The following is a 15,615-nucleotide window of genomic DNA, read 5'->3' as shown; positions in this document are numbered from 1 at the left end:
AGAACGCATGGAACTAATACAAAATATTATCGTGATTCTTATTTTTCTAGTAGCCCTAGGGTATCTAGTTACAAAGTTTGTGTGGACACCAGCTTTCTTGAAAAAGAAAGACGACGGCGGCTGCGGCACTGGCAGTTGTGGATGTTAATTACTCACTTCTACTCGTAAATAATAATCACTTGCTTTAATTTTTGATAAAGATGTAGGGTACGGAGCTAGCCCCTTAATTGATATTACAAGACCGTCTTCTGAGTATATAGGCGCTACTCGCCCACCATTGAGTATAATTTCTTTAGTGGTTTTTTTACCACTTTCGCTTGTTAATTCTACGACGACTTTAGCATTTCCAGCCCAGATACAATCTACTCCCTGCGGACATCTACTATCTTCAATAACGTTCACTAATCGCAGAGATGTACCCTCGATAATAGTAGACTGTCCTTGAAAAGCCTTCAAATATATCTTAGGAACCTCTACTGTTGTGGAGTCTTGCGCTTTCGCGAAAGCGGAACAAAAAAATATAATCGCAACGATGTAATAGGTTTTCATAATGCTAGTTTTTACACAGCCTAAATAAATAGACACTGGTGCTTTATACTTCTAAATACTCCAAAAGCGATGCCATGTTACAGATTATCCTCTAAATAAGAAAAAATCATCTTTCATATGCTCGATATGCTCATCCTTATTTGTGATAATATATTCTAACGCAAGATCTGTAAACTCTTTCCCTTTTGGTGTGAGCGCGACAATATCACTGCTGATTTTGATCAAATTATTTTTTTCGGCAAGTTCTAGTACAGTTTCAGATCTTACTTTTTGCCAATTTATATGTTCGTTGAGATGCTGCACATGCCTCTCACTTTCTTCCTCGTGATTATTAAGGTGTAATAAGAACGTAAGTAAGGATACTTCTGTGCGCTGCTGTCGCTGCCTGTACATCACTGCAATAAGTCCTTTACTAGGCGCAAATAAATATACGGTAAGAAATACGAGACCAAGAACAGTAGTCATAGACCCAGCGATGGACGCATCTAGAAAATGAGCCATCCAATAACCACCAATTGCCGAAAAGACTCCAAATATTACCGAAAGCACTAACATCTTCTTCAAGTCTGATGTAAGTAAATAAGCGGTTGCCGCAGGCGCAATCATTAGTGCTACTACAAGAACTGCTCCTACCGCTTCAAAAGCACCAACAACCGTTACTGAAGAAATAGTCATGAGTCCATAATGTAAAACCACTGGAGAAAAACCAAGTGCTGCAGACAAACCTGCATCAAAGGTACTCACCTTAAGCTCTTTAAAAAACGCGAAGAGCATCCCCACAGTGATGCTTAAAATTGCCCCCATCACCCATAATGACTTAGGCCCTACATCTGTTCCCGCTATAATAAGCCTATCAAAAGGCGCAAATGCTAGTTCGCCTAGCAATACTGCATCTACATCAAGGTGCACATCGTTTGCATTTTTGGCAATGAGAATAACGCCTATACTAAAGAGTGCTGGAAACACTAATCCTATAGCGGTGTCCTCTTTTACTAATCCTGTTTTCTGGATGGACTCCACCATCATAACCGTAATGACACCTGTTACAGCCGCCAGTAAAATTAACAATGGCGAATTAAGATCTTCAGTAATAAAAAAGCCAATTACAATCCCTGGTAAGATAGAGTGACTAATGGCGTCACTTATAAGTGCCATTTTACGTAGTACCAAAAACACCCCTGGGATGGCACAAGCAATGGCTACTACTGCGGCAATCAATTGTATTTCTATTTGTGCATCCATTAGTTATTGTTATATAAATTTGCAGCTGCATCGTAACCCTTACTCGTAAGCGACCAGTTTTGACCCTTTACTTTGACCCATTCTTTTTCTTCTAGCTCCTTCAATGTAGATTTTGCATATCCTTGAAAATTGTTTAGAATTAATATTGCGTGAGGGTGAGAGATATCTTCATGTGTTTTTGCAATATCAAACATAAACTGCAATGTCTTCTGGAGTTCCAAGTCTCGTCTATTTTGATATTTGCGGAGTTGTTTAAAAAGAATACCGCGCCCAGGAGAAAAGATGAATGAAAAAAGCACAAACACACTTGCCACTAGCACAATCACTGGGCCTGTAGATAGGTTATTTTGACTAGCACTAATTGCCGTCCCAAAGACTCCTGAAAACGCACCAAATATAGCTGCGAGTACAATCATCACACTTAGCTTATTTGTCCACTGCCTTGCCGCTGCTGCAGGTGCGAGTAGCATCGCACTCATTAATACAACTCCTACTGTTTGTAGTCCTAGCACAATGGCAAGTACAATAAAAAAGGTGATGAGTATATCAATAAAACGAGTGTTAAACCCTAAGGTTTTTGTGTAGTCTGCATCAAAAAGTAAGATTTTAAACTCCTTCCAGAATAGTAACATGATAACTAGACAAATCCCTGTAACTACTGCCATTAACGTCACATCCTTCTCCACTAACGTCGCGGCTTGACCAAAAAGGTATTTATCAAGCCCCGCTTGGTTTGCATTTGGTTGTTTCTGTATAAACGTGAGCAATAACATTCCAAAACCAAAAAATAACGACAATACAAGCCCTAGGGCTGTATCACTTTTAAGATGTGTTTTGGTCACCATCCCACGTATCCAAAACGTGCCTATAAGTCCGCTTACTAAGGCTCCTAGCAACAATATGTTAGTATCCTTTGTACCTGTAATTAAAAAAGCAATAGCAATACCAGGCAGCGCAGCATGAGATATCGCATCACCAAGTAAACTTTGCTTTCTAAGTACTGCAAAACTACCCAACATACCACAAATAGCACCAAGTATAGCAGTACCCAGCGTGATGGTTCTGAGGGTGTAGTCAGAGAAGAGTTGAGAGAAATATTCTGAGAGTTCCATGAGTTATTAGTTTGTAGGACTTAGAATGCACCGCTGGTGCTTGTAGGACGCTTCGCTTGTAGTGAAAAGATCTAATCCAATTTTAGACTTTTCTTTAAGCCCATTATCATTTTTGCAATTCCTTGTAATTGTTTTTCTAGTATTATCATTCTGTTCTTGAGTAATATACTTTTTTCTAGTTGCTACGGTAGAACATGTTACACATTCCTTAAGGGAATCCCAAGCCATATTTAAATATCTATTGAATTGCTTATTTGTATCACCGTGACCCTCACTAATATTTAATGCTATAGAAAGAGCCGCCCTACCATATTGACTCGATAGTCGATATCTCTCTTTTTGTGGAAAAGTATCAATCAACGCATCAGCTGCGTCAATAAAGTTTAGTGCTTTCTGATAAACACTCAATTTTTCAAAATTGAATACTACTTTTTCCATCTCAGTAATTTTTATATTTAAATCAATTACATGTTTCAACCTTAAATTTTTTGGTGATAGAAGGAACGCAAACAACTTATACTACAAGCATCGCGTCCTAACAGTTCCACCGGAACGTCCTACCGCCTACATACTATTTATTTACCGCCACCTTGTAATTAATACCATAAGTCTTGGTGAGATTATCATCATTAAATATATCTCTCACAGGTCCTGTTGCGATTTTCTTTACATTTAAAAAAGTTACCCAGTCAAAATATTCTGGTACCGTTTGTAAATCGTGATGCACTACCACTACCGTTTTTCCTGCTTTACGTAATTCTTTAAGAATATTAATAATAGCAATCTCCGTGGTTGCATCTACTCCTTGAAAAGGCTCATCCATAAAATAGATAGCTGCATCTTGCACTAGTGCTCTCGCAAGGAAAACACGCTGTTGCTGCCCTCCTGAAAGTTGGCTTATTTGTCTCGCCTTGAATGGAAGCATCCCAACTTTCTCTAGTGCCTCTAGCGCTGCTCGTTTTTCTTTGCTTCCAGGACGTTTTATCCAGCCCAATTTTCCGTAGGTTCCCATAGTTACCACATCAAGTGCCGTGGTGGGAAAATCCCAATCTACACTTCCCTTTTGAGGAACGTATGCTACTAGCTTGCGCTGCTTATCATATGGCTTTCCGTAGATAGAAACGCTCCCAGCAATGGGATCTATAATACCGAGAATAGATTTTATAAGCGTAGACTTACCTGCGCCGTTGGGCCCCACAATAGCCATGAGCACTCCTTCTGGCACTTCTAGATCTATATCCCAAAGAACCGGCTTATAGTTATATGCAACCGTAAGGTCATCAACACGAATAGCTATATTCCCCTCTTGATCTTCCCCAAGGGGAGAAGATTGTAATCTATTACTTAAATTCTCTCTCATGTTTTTCGCTTTATATAGAAAAAGGGTACTATCTGTACAATCGAAATAGAGATGCTTATAAGTTAGTGTATAGTTATAAACTCGTATTTCCTTATCCTTTACCTATTTTTTCTGTTCTTCTATTTTAAAGTTTCTACAATAGTAGTCACGTTATATTTGAACATGCCTATGTATGTTCCCTCTACGCTTCCTGCGTTCCCTAACGCATCACTATATAATGAACCACCTATCACTACTTCTTGTCCTCTAGATTGCACCGCTGCTTGCAATGCTTCTATTGTTCTTCTAGGTACAGAACTTTCTACAAAAATGGCTTTCACTTTATTGTCAATTATAAATTGAGAAAGACGCTGTACATCCTTAACTCCTGCTTCGGTAGCGGTAGATAGTCCTTGCAATCCTACTACTTCAAAACCATAACTCTTCCCAAAATAGTTAAAGGCATCATGAGCCGTAACAAGAATCCTTTTTTCGGCTGGGAGTGTAGCTATTGTAGCTTTGATTTCAGCTTCTAACTCGTCTAATTGTGCAAGATAATTTTGGGCATTTGCTTCGTAGCTTTTTGCGTTCTGAGGATCTTTTCGCGAAAGCGTACTTACCACCTCTGTTGCAAATTGCTTAAAATACTGAATATTAAACCACACATGCGGATCATAGTTAGACGCAAAATAATCTGAGCCTATGAGCGTATTTTTATCCAGCGACTCTCCTAAGGGAATTTGCGTCACTTGAGTGGCATTCATCTTTTCAAAAACTTCTACAAGCTTACCCTCTAGGTGTAGCCCATTATAGAAAATCACATCTGCTCCAGCGAGTTTTGTAACATCACCAGCACTTGCTTTGTATAAGTGAGGATCTACACCGGCGCCCATCAACCCTTCAAGATTAATGAGATCACCTCCTATATTTTTTACAAGATCTGTAATCATTGAGGTGGTAGCAACTACATTTAATTTGCCATTACTTTCCTTCTCACCCTTGCAACTAATCACGCTTAAAGCGAAAATGACAATTACTATATATAGACTCTGTTTCATTATTTCTTATTTTTTATCTATTCTAAAACTAACTCCCGCACTGACCAATAAATCTTGTCCATCTGTAATACTCTGACCGATTGTTGCATCGAGTTGTACTAATGGGGCAATGGCATATGTAAGACCAGCATCCCAAAAATGGTTTGCGCGATTATCTTCTGGAAGATCTCCATAAACCTCTGCATAAGCCCCGAGTTTATCAGTTATTGCATAGCCGTATGAGATTGTGTACACATATGCAAGCTCTGGCGAGTCACCTCCATATTGTCCTCCAAGGTTGTATGCAATCCCTGATCGCTCACCAAGTGTATGATTAAACGCAAAGCGAAAATCTGCACTAGTAAATTCTGGCTTAAAGTCTGTACTTGCGGTAAATGGAAGAAATAAATGGCCTATTAACCCTATTTCTGGTTTCCATCCATTTTCTTGTGCGATCGCCACTTTTGCCCCAAAAAGTAACGGAGACATCCCGTTAAGGCTACTTACTTCTTGATCATTGATTTTTGTCTCCACTTCTTGGTACGCCCATCCCACTCTAAGTTCAAGATTATCTAGTATCCCATAACGCAGCAGCGTAGTATTGTAACCCCACACTCGTTCCTCTATATTATTCTCTTCATACGTTGTTGTGTAAGCTCCCGTCTCTACCTGCAGGCTGCCTTTGGGCACGACCGTAGGAGACTCTGTTGCATCCGGGCGATCTGTAATTAAGCCTGGAGTTGTGGTTTCTTGGGCAAAAATAATTGCGGTATTGGCCAACATTAATAATGAAGTAAGGGTAACTAATTGTTTCAAGTTGATTGATTTTGGTAATTATTAAATCTGGATATACAGATTATCTGCTATCTTTTTGGAGATAAAAAACTGTTCTTTTTTAACTTGTATAACCATCGAGCCGTCAAAAAACTCTCGCCCTAGTACTTTTATAGTTGCTCCAATAGCTATGTTCCTTTTATCTAAAAATTGAAGAAACTCTGCCGATGTTTCTCGCACTCCTACAAGTTGGCCCGTATTTCCCTTGTTTAATTCTGATAGTAACTTTTTTATAGCACTTTTAATATTTCCATTTTTATCAGGAATGGGATCTCCATGAGGATCGTAGTCTGGATAGTCAAGAAATTTGTCTAAGCGATTAATAAGCTCTGTAGAGTTTACATGTTCTAATTGCTCTGCAATATGGTGTACCTCGTCCCACTGAAAATTGAGTTTTTCCACCAGAAAAACTTCCCAAAGCCTGTGTTTACGCACAATATAAATTGCTGCTTTTTCGCCCTCTTTTGATAAGCGGGCACCTCTATATTTTCGGTAAGAAACCAAGCCTTTATCTGCAAGTTTTTGCACCATATCTGTTGCACTTGACGCCTTAGTTTGCATCGTTTCTGCAAGTGCGTTTGTGCTTACCTCCTTGTTAAATTCTTGTTCAAGGTGGAAGATTGTTTTAAGATAATTTTCTTCTGCTAGTGTGTACATATATTAATCAAAGGTAGTAAACAGAAGTAGAGTAGTAAAAAAATATATTTAGTCTAGCCTAAATATGTCTACTAAATTAATGTCTCTTAAACGTTTGTGTTAATTAATATATTAAATAATTTTAGTGAATATCACTTTTCTATATTTATCACAAATTATAACAATATGCAAAATGTAAAAGCTACCGCGCCTTTACAATCGTGGGATATTTTTTCAGAATACCTAGTCGCTAGAGCTACTAAAGTTGCTAGAGAACTTGATTATTCTCAGGTAGCAGATTTCATCTCAAAGTACAATTGGGATTTTGATACTTCGCTACTGGCAACAGAAGATTTTACCACAATTGTAGTGACAGATCGTGACCAAGTAATCCAATGGGTGAACAGTGGTTTTACAGAAATGACAGGCTACCCAAGAAATCATGCTGTGGGGAAACACCCTCGTTTTTTACAAGGACCAGAAACCTCAAAAGAAACCAAGGAAGTTATAAGTAACACACTACGTCTTGAAAAACCTGTAGTCAAACAACTACTCAATTATAAAAAAGACGGCACGCCATATCTCTGTGATATAAAAATCATACCTCTCTTTAATAAAGATCAAGAACTCACACACTTTATGGCTCTTGAAAAGAAAGCACGTGTAGCTTAATTTTTACTTATCTCCCTCTTTGCAATAGTAGATAAGAGGATATCAAACACATTTATTTCTATTTTAACCCATATGTTTTACATGTGGGTTTTTGTTTTGTTATGCTTTCGCGAAAGTGATTATCCCTGCAAAAAATAATAAACTCTATAGACTACAATATAGAGGACTCAAATTCTAATCTATCTATTTTTTAAAGTTTACAAGCGCATAAAATGATATGAAAATCAATTATTTATACTAATATCACGAAAATCTATAAAAATTAACACATCTACTAAATGCTTATAAATTGTTGATATACAGTATACTAAGTTGGTTAAAAAAAACCGAGTAGTTAATTTACCTTCAATTAGCCGAAATAAAGGAAATCCGTAAAATGCATCTGTAGGAATTTACTACATTGCAAATGATTAATCATCTAGTATGCTAGTAATTAAATAACAGACTAGTATTGCGCAATATAAATCTGTTATTTAGTTTTTTGAGTCGCAATTCTTAAAGCCGACTTTAAAGAAATTTTGAGAATTTATTTAAAATTAAACTGATGAAAAAAATAGCAATAATAGCTTTGTTAAGTTTTGGGCTTATGAGCTTCCATTCGGCCGAAACAGAAAGCACAATATCTATAACGGTTGAATATGATACCGACAGATGCATTTCTAGAACATGCGTTGATAATCCAGACGGCACTTCTAATTGTAGTGAATGGAAAGAATATGATTGTAAGTACTGGCCTCAAGGACCACCACAAGAGCAAGAAATTTCTGAATAACAACTTTATTACCTTGACTATTCTAATAGTCAAGGTAATTTATAACTTACTATGTATGAAAACTTTCTTTTTTTTACTGGCGTGTCTTACAATACTAAATTTTACTTATGGTCAGAACGGTACATGTGTTATTGTAGAATATACTCAAACCATTGAACTTAGCCATAAAGTCAATTCCAAATGGAAACTCTACACGAATAGGATTAATTCACTCTACCTAGAAACAGATATAAAAAAGAAAAAAACCATTTTAAGAAAGAATTCGACTGCGGGCTCATCTTCAAAAACATATGTCCTGGGAAGAAAAAATATTTCTCCTGCTTATTATCTAAAGAAAAAGGAAGGTTTCTTTTTCAAAGAAATCGATACCGACGAAGAATTACTTGTGAATGACAGTTCCTTCAACCATGATTGGGAAATTATTGACGAGTTCAAAAATATAGGGAAATATAGCTGTCAAAAAGCTAAAGTACATTTCAGAGGTCGAGAATACATTGCTTGGTTTACACCAGATATTCCTTTGTCTACTGGACCTTGGAAATTAAATAATTTACCAGGGCTTATTCTAGAAGCATATGACAAGGAATACTCATTTCATGTCATAGCCACAAAAATAAAAAGTAATGTAACTATAAACTGCGATGAATCAATAAAACAGATTCAAATTAAAAATGCACTATCTATAAAGGAATACTTAGAGCGTAAAGAATATTTAGCAGATCAATTTTTCGCAGAACTTTCATCAAAACTACCAGCTGGAACAGCTCCTTTAAAAAGGAATAAAAACTGTACAGATTGCGGAGGTAAATTAGAATATTTTAATGAATAAAATAATAGTGCTGCTATGCTGTATAGTAATAAGCCTAACACCATACATCTCTTTCTCTCAACATTACATTGAAGGCTCAATTACAGCTATAGACAAAACGCCATTAGAGTTTGTAAATGTTATTTTAAAAAAAAGCGACACTACAGCAATACTCACGTATGCATATACCAACAAAAATGGTTTGTATAAACTACCTGTAAAACAAATAGGAGACTATCAAGTTGTATTTTCTAGCTTAGGGTTTGAAACTATAGTAAAACCAATTACTATAAGAAATGAAACGACTAATGTTACCCTCAACACTATACTAAATGAGGAGGCTTTCTCTCTTAATGAAACGGTTATCATTTCAAAAAGACCTATAAGAGTTAAAAAAGACACCATCGTCTTTAACGCATCCTCCTTTACAGACGGTACAGAGACTGTGGCAGAAGATTTACTTCGTAAAATACCTGGCATTAACATCTCAGATGATGGTACTATAAAAATAGGAAATCAAGAGGTAGAAAAAGTGATGATTGAGAATGATGATTTTTTTGAAAAAGGTTACAAAACACTCACCAAAAACATGCCTGCCTCGCCCATACAAAAGGTAGAAATCCTTAAACGATATTCTAATAATAAACTCCTTAAGGGCATTGAGGAGAGCGATAAAGTCGCCATTAACCTTACACTTAATGAAGATGCAAAACGGCAGTGGTTTGGCAATGTCGACCTAGGGTACGGTCTGGCGTCACAAGATCGTTATGATGCACGAGCAAATCTCTTAAATTTTGGCAAGAAAAATAAGTATTACTTCTTTACAAATCTTAATAATGTAGGATATGACGCTACCGGTGATATCAGTCATCTTATACGATCTTCTAGCTATGGGGAGCCTGGAAGTATAGGCGACAGCGAGCAAAGCAATAAGCTCATACATTTATCAAATAGGGTTCCTTATTTTAAAGAGTCTAGATTTAAGTTTAATAATGCAGAGTTACTATCTCTCAATGCTATTTTTAATCCCTCAGAGCACCTTAAAATTAAAACTATAGGATTTGCAAACTGGGATGAGCTTGCTTACTTCAGAAACAGTACAGATACATTTGTAGCAAATGGTACAAATTTTACAAACACTGAGGAATATAGCCTTAAAAGTGATTTTGTAACACTCTTTGGAAAGCTAGACATCAATTACGACTTATCTAAAACCGCTAGCATACAAGTGGTTTCAAAATATAGCAATGTCACTGCAGATAAAAAATCTAACTTACTTTTTAATAACACGCCTACGCTCCAACTGCTTGACGAAACAAATAATAGATTTGATCAAAAAATAGCATACTCAAAAAAGTTTGAAAATAATAAGGCACTATTAATTACTGGGCGCTATATAAAAGAAGAAGCTCCGCAAGGATTTACAGTGAATCAAAATAACTTTTTCAACCTTTTTGAAGAAACCGAGTCGCAGAACAATATAAGTCAGAAAAGCAGCCTAAATTATGAGTATTTTGGCACTGAGGCTCACTGGCTAGATCGTAGAGAAAATGGTCATCTTTTTGAGATAAAAGTTGGAAACACCCTAAGAGGGGAATCATTACAAAGCGACTTTACTATTGTTACAAATGATGGAATTATTACTCCTGTAGATTTTCAAAATAATCTGAATTATACTGTAAATGATACGTATCTATCTGTAAAATATTTTTACAAATTTTCAAATAAATGGTCGATTACAGGAACTATAGGAAATCACCTCATTACAAATAGCCTAGACAATGAAACATTAGCAAATAATAGTAACGCAGAAACTATATTCTTTATAAACCCTTCACTTGCTACCTCCCTAAAGATTAATGAGAAAAATAAAATTACTTTATCCGGTGCATTAACAAGAAGAAATAGTGGTGTTACAGGAGTTTATAATGATTACGCTCTCTCTGGTTTTAGAAGTTTTTCTAGAGGTACAGGGACATTTAATCAATTAGATGCTTCTAGCTTATCGCTATCATATGAGCTGGGTAACTGGAGTGATCGATTCTTTGCTACTGCTTTTGTAACCTACGCAAAGTCTTTTGATTTTTTATCAACTAATAGAACTATAACACAAGACTTCACATTATCAGAAAAAATATTACTAAAAGATCAAGAGCTTCTCAGTGCAAATCTCTCTTTGGATAATTATTTGAAAGTTATAAAATCAAATTTAAAAGCAAAAATCTCTTACTCCTCTATTAATTTCCAGAATGTTGTTAATGACTCCCCTACTAGAGAGGTTACATCAGATAATTACAGTTATGGATTAGAGTTGCGTAGTGGTTTTTCTGGTATATTTAATTATCACATAGGTACTACTTGGAGAACAAACGGCATACGTAGCGCAGGATTTAAAAACAACTTTACAAACAATGAAAGCTTTCTTGACCTCTCCTTTATTATAAATAAAAAATTCAATATGCAAGTGCAGACGGAGCGTTATTTTTTTGGCAATCTATCAAGTGATAACACTTATTATTTTGCAGATCTCACTTCCACCTATGACATTAAAAAGAATAAAGTGAGCGTTTCCCTCTCTGCTAAGAATCTGTTTAATACAGAAATTTTCAGGGAGTTTTCTATAAGCGACATAGGCTCTTCCACCACAGAATATCGTCTTTTACCTAGATATGCACTTCTTAAACTGAGCTATCGTTTCTAAGGCACCAGCTCCTTCACCTTTTCATACACAAGATCACCTTCCCAACCTCTGTAGGTGAGATAGTCTGCTAGTTTTTTGCGCTTGCGGTATTTATCGGTTTCTGAGGAGAGTTGTTCATAACGTTTTCGCGAAAGCGTATTAAAAACCGTATCATACTCCTCGTCTTCTATCTCAAGTAGGGCTGTTTTGAGATTATAAGCCCCTATGCCGCGTTGTTTGAGTTCGCGGGTGATTCTTGTCCTTCCCCAGCTTTTATGACGAAATTTACCCCTCGCAAAGGCTTTTGCAAAACGTTCTTCGTTTAAAAAGTTGTGCTCTAGTAAATGACCTATCACCACATCTATTGCGTCTGGTATCATACGCATGTCTCGTAACTTTTGAGCCACTTCTTTATGGCAGCGATCTTGGTAAGCGCAGTAGGCTTCTAGCTTGCGCTTTGCTTCTTCTACAGTATATGTTTTTACAGGTTGTTGCACAAGACAAAAGTACTTGTTTGCAAGGATACCATTTTTACAAAAGGGCATAAAAAAACCCCATTCTCAAAAGAGAATGGGGTTTTTGCTAATTTTCAATCTTGATATCCTTACCCGAAGCGTCTGTAAAGTTATACTCAAGATACGTGTATGCATCTCGTGGCATTACTTTTACCCACTTCTTGTGATCTAAAAACCATTTAGATCTTATGGATGGAAATCCTTTTGTAATATAAGCTGCTACAAATGGGTGTGCATGAAGCGTCACCTTTTTTGCACCAGATTTTAAAATGCGGTTGAGTTGTCCTTGAAGCTTCTCTACTATTACAATAGGAGCTTCTATCTCATTAGAGCCACCGTTAGGATTTTCTTCACGGGTCTTAATGTTCATTTCTGGACGTACTCGCTGCCTAGTAATCTGGATAAGTCCAAATTTACTAGGAGGTAATATTTTGTGTTTTGCGCGATCATCTTTCATCTCATCTTTGAGGTGATTAAATAACTGGCGGCGGTGTTCAGCTTTACCCATATCGATAAAATCGATTACGATAATTCCTCCCATATCACGGAGGCTAAGCTGACGTGCAATTTCTGAAGCGGCGATCATATTTACCTCAAGTGCAGTATCTTCTTGACTTTTAGCTTTATTTGATCTGTTACCACTGTTTACGTCTACAACGTGCAGGGCTTCTGTATGTTCAATTACAAGATAAGCACCACGGCTCATTGATACAGTCTGACCAAAAGACGTTTTAATCTGTCTCTCAATACCAAACTTCTCAAAAATAGGTAGTTGGTTATTATATAATTTTACAATATTCTCCTTGTGTGGAGCAATCTCGCTTAGATAATCTTTAATTTGATAATACAACGTCTCATCATCTACAGTGATGCTCGTGAAGCTATCGTTAAAAATATCCCGCAGGATAGACGATGCACGATTCATCTCTCCTAGAACTTTGCTAGGATGGTGAGCGTTTGGAATTTTTTTGCTCATAGTGGTCCATTTGTCCACTAGATTTTGCAGGTCTTTGTCTAGTTCTGCAACTTTTACACCTTGAGCTACTGTGCGTACGATAACGCCAAACCCTTTAGGCCTGATACTTGTTACAAGTCTTTTAAGACGTGCTTTTTCTTCTTTACTCTCAATCTTTTGTGAGATAGAGATACGGTCAGAAAAAGGAACGAGAACAATATAACGTCCAGCAATAGACAGCTCGCTACTTATGCGAGGCCCTTTGGTCGAGATAGGTTCTTTTGCAATCTGTACAAGTACACTTTGTTTAGACTTAAGAACTTCGGCAATTTTACCGTTTTTGTCTATGTCTTTCTCAAAGGTGAAATTTTGTAAGGAATAGTCTTTTAATTTACCTGTAGTAACACTTTTTATGTATTTCTGAAGCGTAGGAAGTTTAGGACCGAGGTCATGGTAATGCAAAAATGCATCTTTCTCATAGCCCACATTTACAAATGCGGCATTGAGACCAGAAACGGTCTTTCTTACGTTTGCGATATAAATATCACCTACGTTAAACTTATTTTTATCTTCTTCTTTATGAAGCTCAATAAGTTTTCCATCTTTTAATAAGGCAAAATCAACTACGGAGGAACTAGATCTAATGATCAATTCTTTATTCACTGTGTAGTAATTTTATCCCAATAGATATCGGGATGGTTGATAATTCTAATTCATTACAGATTGTGGTGTATGCCATATGCATACGTTGTGTAATAAATACCGGTGCAATAATGACGTACCCAAGGTGCGGGAAGTGCTGTTATTGCAATGTCAATGAACGCAGTATTACACCCAGAGGGTGTAATAAAAGAAAAAGTAGTCTTAAGACTACTTTTTCTTCTTGTGGCGATTTGCTCTACGTCTTTTCTTACGTTTGTGAGTCGCTACCTTGTGTCTTTTTCTTTTTTTACCGCTTGGCATAAAAATGATAGTTTTTAATTACTTATTAGTCTACACTAACGTTCGTTTTTACACCTTCTACAAAAACTTTAGCAGGCTTGAACGCTGGAATATTATGTGCTGGTATTTTGATAGTCGTATTTTTTGAAATATTTCTACCTGTTTTTTCCGCTCTGGTTTTGATAATAAAGCTACCGAATCCTCTTAAGTACACGTTATCTCCACCTTCTAAAGAAGTTTTTACTTCTTCCATGAAAGATTCAATAGTTGCTTGCACGTCATTTTTTTCGATACCTAGTTTCTCAGAAACTTTAGCTACGATATCAGCTTTAGTCATAATGTCAAATATTTAGGGGTTAAAAATTCAAGACTGCAAATATAGGGATTATAATAACAAAGAATCAAACATAATCTTTTAAAAAATAGATACATAACATCTAGCTTTGTGTAAAACCCTATTTTACATTGTCATTTTCTAACAAACTCATTGCTTGGTACTTAGAACACAAACGCGATATGCCATGGCGCAACACTAAGGACCCTTATAAGATTTGGCTCTCAGAAATTATTCTTCAACAGACGAGAGTAGCGCAAGGATTACCCTATTATTTGGCTTTTACAAAGTCATTTCCTACAGTACAAGATCTTGCAAATGCAACCGAAGAGGAAGTACTTAAACTTTGGCAAGGATTAGGCTATTATTCCCGTGGTAGAAACCTCCACGCATCTGCTCAAATTATTGTAAATGAGCACGGTGGAGTCTTTCCAAATACCTATGAAGAAATTAAAAAGTTAAAAGGAGTAGGTGATTATACGGCAAGTGCCATTGCAAGCATAAGCTTTAACGAGCCTACCGCGGTGGTAGATGGTAATGTATATAGAGTCCTCTCAAGGGTATATGGTATAGACACTCCTATAAATAGTACGCCCGGAATTAAAGAGTTTAAAGCGCTCGCCCAAGAGCTCATAGATGTAAAACGCCCAGCAGATTTTAATCAAGCTATTATGGAGTTTGGCGCGATACAATGCAAACCTCAAAATCCATACTGCCTTCATTGCATATATAATGACAAGTGCGTAGCCTTGCAAAAGAACAAAGTTTCTGAACTCCCTGTAAAGCTTAAAAAGACTAAAGTGCGTAATCGCTACCTCAACTATCTTGTCTTTAGAGATAAAGACGGACAGACCTTATTACAACAACGTACCGGCAAGGGGATCTGGCAAGGACTCTACGAGTTCCCAGTAATTGAACTTGATACCGCGCTTACTGATGGTGAAGAATCCCGCTTTCGCGAAAGCGTTACAAACTCAAAGCATGCTCAAGAAATGAACATTACAGAGGTGGTAAGATTTAATGAGAAACCAATCGTTCATAAATTATCTCACCAGCATCTACATACTACCTTCTGGGTAGTTGATGTAACAGCCACTGGTGCAAAAGGAACACCCTTATCAACTATAAGAGATTTTCCTGTACCTATATTGATAGGTAGATTTTTAGAAGAGTTTTTGCCTCAGTAGT

At 36.8% G+C, this 15,615-nt stretch carries 17 protein-coding genes; 6 read left to right on the top strand and 11 right to left on the bottom strand.

Features of this window, described 5'->3' with window-relative positions; all coding sequences use genetic code 11:
- The first annotated feature begins 7 nt into the window (after window positions 1-7).
- Complete coding sequence (locus KRODI_RS15650) at window positions 8-148, top strand: FeoB-associated Cys-rich membrane protein (protein ID WP_186439091.1); 141 nt, start codon at window positions 8-10, stop codon at window positions 146-148.
- On the opposite strand, the gene KRODI_RS06985 is transcribed toward KRODI_RS15650, so the two are convergent.
- The 8 genes from KRODI_RS06985 to KRODI_RS06950 all read right to left on the bottom strand — a co-directional run bounded on the left by KRODI_RS06985 (window position 145) and on the right by KRODI_RS06950 (window position 6,770).
- Window positions 145-549, bottom strand: coding sequence for a hypothetical protein (locus KRODI_RS06985; protein ID WP_013750889.1), 405 nt, complete (start codon window positions 547-549; stop codon window positions 145-147). The genes KRODI_RS15650 and KRODI_RS06985 overlap by 4 nt on opposite strands.
- Before the next feature lie 84 nt (window positions 550-633).
- Window positions 634-1,791 carry a metal ABC transporter permease gene (locus tag KRODI_RS06980; RefSeq protein ID WP_013750888.1) on the bottom strand — a complete coding sequence of 386 codons (1,158 nt, stop codon included), beginning with the start codon at window positions 1,789-1,791 and terminating at the stop codon, window positions 634-636.
- Window positions 1,791-2,903, bottom strand: a complete 1,113-nt coding sequence (locus KRODI_RS06975; RefSeq protein WP_013750887.1) for a metal ABC transporter permease — start codon at window positions 2,901-2,903, stop codon at window positions 1,791-1,793. Before KRODI_RS06975 ends, KRODI_RS06980 begins: the two co-directional genes overlap by 1 nt.
- A gap of 6 nt (window positions 2,904-2,909) precedes the next feature.
- Window positions 2,910-3,341, bottom strand: a complete 432-nt coding sequence (locus KRODI_RS15360; RefSeq protein ID WP_013750886.1) for a four helix bundle protein — start codon at window positions 3,339-3,341, stop codon at window positions 2,910-2,912.
- A gap of 133 nt (window positions 3,342-3,474) precedes the next feature.
- Window positions 3,475-4,263 carry a metal ABC transporter ATP-binding protein gene (locus KRODI_RS06965; protein WP_013750885.1) on the bottom strand — a complete coding sequence of 263 codons (789 nt, stop codon included), beginning with the start codon at window positions 4,261-4,263 and terminating at the stop codon, window positions 3,475-3,477.
- A gap of 119 nt (window positions 4,264-4,382) precedes the next feature.
- Window positions 4,383-5,300, bottom strand: a complete 918-nt coding sequence (locus KRODI_RS06960; protein WP_013750884.1) for a metal ABC transporter solute-binding protein, Zn/Mn family — start codon at window positions 5,298-5,300, stop codon at window positions 4,383-4,385.
- Between the two features lie 6 nt (window positions 5,301-5,306).
- The gene (locus KRODI_RS06955; protein ID WP_013750883.1) at window positions 5,307-6,095 is read right to left on the bottom strand and encodes a transporter; all 789 of its coding nucleotides are present in this window, start codon (window positions 6,093-6,095) and stop codon (window positions 5,307-5,309) included.
- A 21-nt stretch (window positions 6,096-6,116) separates the two neighbouring features.
- Window positions 6,117-6,770 carry a metal-dependent transcriptional regulator gene (locus KRODI_RS06950; RefSeq protein WP_013750882.1) on the bottom strand — a complete coding sequence of 218 codons (654 nt, stop codon included), beginning with the start codon at window positions 6,768-6,770 and terminating at the stop codon, window positions 6,117-6,119.
- 165 nt (window positions 6,771-6,935) lie between these two features.
- On the opposite strand from KRODI_RS06950, the gene KRODI_RS06945 reads away from it, so the two are divergent.
- From KRODI_RS06945 to KRODI_RS06935, 4 genes are all read left to right on the top strand, one after another.
- A complete protein-coding gene (locus tag KRODI_RS06945) occupies window positions 6,936-7,421 on the top strand; it encodes a PAS domain-containing protein (RefSeq protein WP_049783436.1) in 486 nt (161 codons plus the stop codon).
- Window positions 7,422-8,007: 586 nt separating this feature from the next.
- Window positions 8,008-8,193, top strand: a complete 186-nt coding sequence (locus KRODI_RS15595) for a hypothetical protein (protein WP_158307002.1) — start codon at window positions 8,008-8,010, stop codon at window positions 8,191-8,193.
- A gap of 55 nt (window positions 8,194-8,248) precedes the next feature.
- Window positions 8,249-9,022: a GLPGLI family protein gene (locus KRODI_RS06940; RefSeq protein WP_049783465.1), complete on the top strand. Its 774-nt coding sequence runs from the start codon at window positions 8,249-8,251 to the stop codon at window positions 9,020-9,022.
- A complete protein-coding gene (locus KRODI_RS06935; RefSeq protein ID WP_013750879.1) occupies window positions 9,015-11,702 on the top strand; it encodes a carboxypeptidase-like regulatory domain-containing protein in 2,688 nt (895 codons plus the stop codon). The genes KRODI_RS06940 and KRODI_RS06935 overlap by 8 nt, the downstream gene beginning before the upstream one ends.
- Here KRODI_RS06935 and KRODI_RS06930 read toward each other — a convergent pair.
- From KRODI_RS06930 to KRODI_RS06920, 3 genes are all read right to left on the bottom strand, one after another.
- Window positions 11,699-12,226 (bottom strand): regulatory protein RecX, encoded by a 528-nt coding sequence (locus KRODI_RS06930; protein ID WP_013750878.1) that lies wholly within the window; start codon window positions 12,224-12,226, stop codon window positions 11,699-11,701. The two genes, KRODI_RS06935 and KRODI_RS06930, sit on opposite strands and share 4 nt — an antisense overlap.
- 37 nt (window positions 12,227-12,263) lie before the next feature.
- Complete coding sequence (locus KRODI_RS06925) at window positions 12,264-13,814, bottom strand: ribonuclease E/G (RefSeq protein WP_013750877.1); 1,551 nt, start codon at window positions 13,812-13,814, stop codon at window positions 12,264-12,266.
- 325 nt (window positions 13,815-14,139) lie between these two features.
- Window positions 14,140-14,430, bottom strand: coding sequence for an HU family DNA-binding protein (locus KRODI_RS06920; protein ID WP_013750876.1), 291 nt, complete (start codon window positions 14,428-14,430; stop codon window positions 14,140-14,142).
- A gap of 128 nt (window positions 14,431-14,558) precedes the next feature.
- Between KRODI_RS06920 and mutY the strand changes: the two genes are divergently transcribed.
- Window positions 14,559-15,614, top strand: a complete 1,056-nt coding sequence (gene mutY / locus KRODI_RS06915; protein WP_013750875.1) for an A/G-specific adenine glycosylase — start codon at window positions 14,559-14,561, stop codon at window positions 15,612-15,614.
- Window position 15,615: the final 1 nt, after the last annotated feature.

Origin of the sequence: Dokdonia sp. 4H-3-7-5 (assembly GCF_000212355.1) — a bacterium.
Taxonomy (GTDB): Bacteria; Bacteroidota; Bacteroidia; order Flavobacteriales; family Flavobacteriaceae; genus Dokdonia.
Note: the sequence above shows the minus strand (reverse complement) of the source record. Positions and strands in the feature narration are given on the sequence as shown.

Coding starts and splice junctions, on each gene's coding strand:
- KRODI_RS15650 (WP_186439091.1), top strand. CDS start 8: ATGGAACTAATACAAAATATTATCGTGATTCTTATTTTTCTAGTAGCC.
- KRODI_RS06985 (WP_013750889.1), bottom strand. CDS start 549: ATGAAAACCTATTACATCGTTGCGATTATATTTTTTTGTTCCGCTTTC.
- KRODI_RS06980 (WP_013750888.1), bottom strand. CDS start 1,791: ATGGATGCACAAATAGAAATACAATTGATTGCCGCAGTAGTAGCCATT.
- KRODI_RS06975 (WP_013750887.1), bottom strand. CDS start 2,903: ATGGAACTCTCAGAATATTTCTCTCAACTCTTCTCTGACTACACCCTC.
- KRODI_RS15360 (WP_013750886.1), bottom strand. CDS start 3,341: ATGGAAAAAGTAGTATTCAATTTTGAAAAATTGAGTGTTTATCAGAAA.
- KRODI_RS06965 (WP_013750885.1), bottom strand. CDS start 4,263: ATGAGAGAGAATTTAAGTAATAGATTACAATCTTCTCCCCTTGGGGAA.
- KRODI_RS06960 (WP_013750884.1), bottom strand. CDS start 5,300: ATGAAACAGAGTCTATATATAGTAATTGTCATTTTCGCTTTAAGCGTG.
- KRODI_RS06950 (WP_013750882.1), bottom strand. CDS start 6,770: ATGTACACACTAGCAGAAGAAAATTATCTTAAAACAATCTTCCACCTT.
- KRODI_RS06945 (WP_049783436.1), top strand. CDS start 6,936: ATGCAAAATGTAAAAGCTACCGCGCCTTTACAATCGTGGGATATTTTT.
- KRODI_RS15595 (WP_158307002.1), top strand. CDS start 8,008: ATGAGCTTCCATTCGGCCGAAACAGAAAGCACAATATCTATAACGGTT.
- KRODI_RS06940 (WP_049783465.1), top strand. CDS start 8,249: ATGAAAACTTTCTTTTTTTTACTGGCGTGTCTTACAATACTAAATTTT.
- KRODI_RS06935 (WP_013750879.1), top strand. CDS start 9,015: ATGAATAAAATAATAGTGCTGCTATGCTGTATAGTAATAAGCCTAACA.
- KRODI_RS06930 (WP_013750878.1), bottom strand. CDS start 12,226: ATGCCCTTTTGTAAAAATGGTATCCTTGCAAACAAGTACTTTTGTCTT.
- KRODI_RS06920 (WP_013750876.1), bottom strand. CDS start 14,430: ATGACTAAAGCTGATATCGTAGCTAAAGTTTCTGAGAAACTAGGTATC.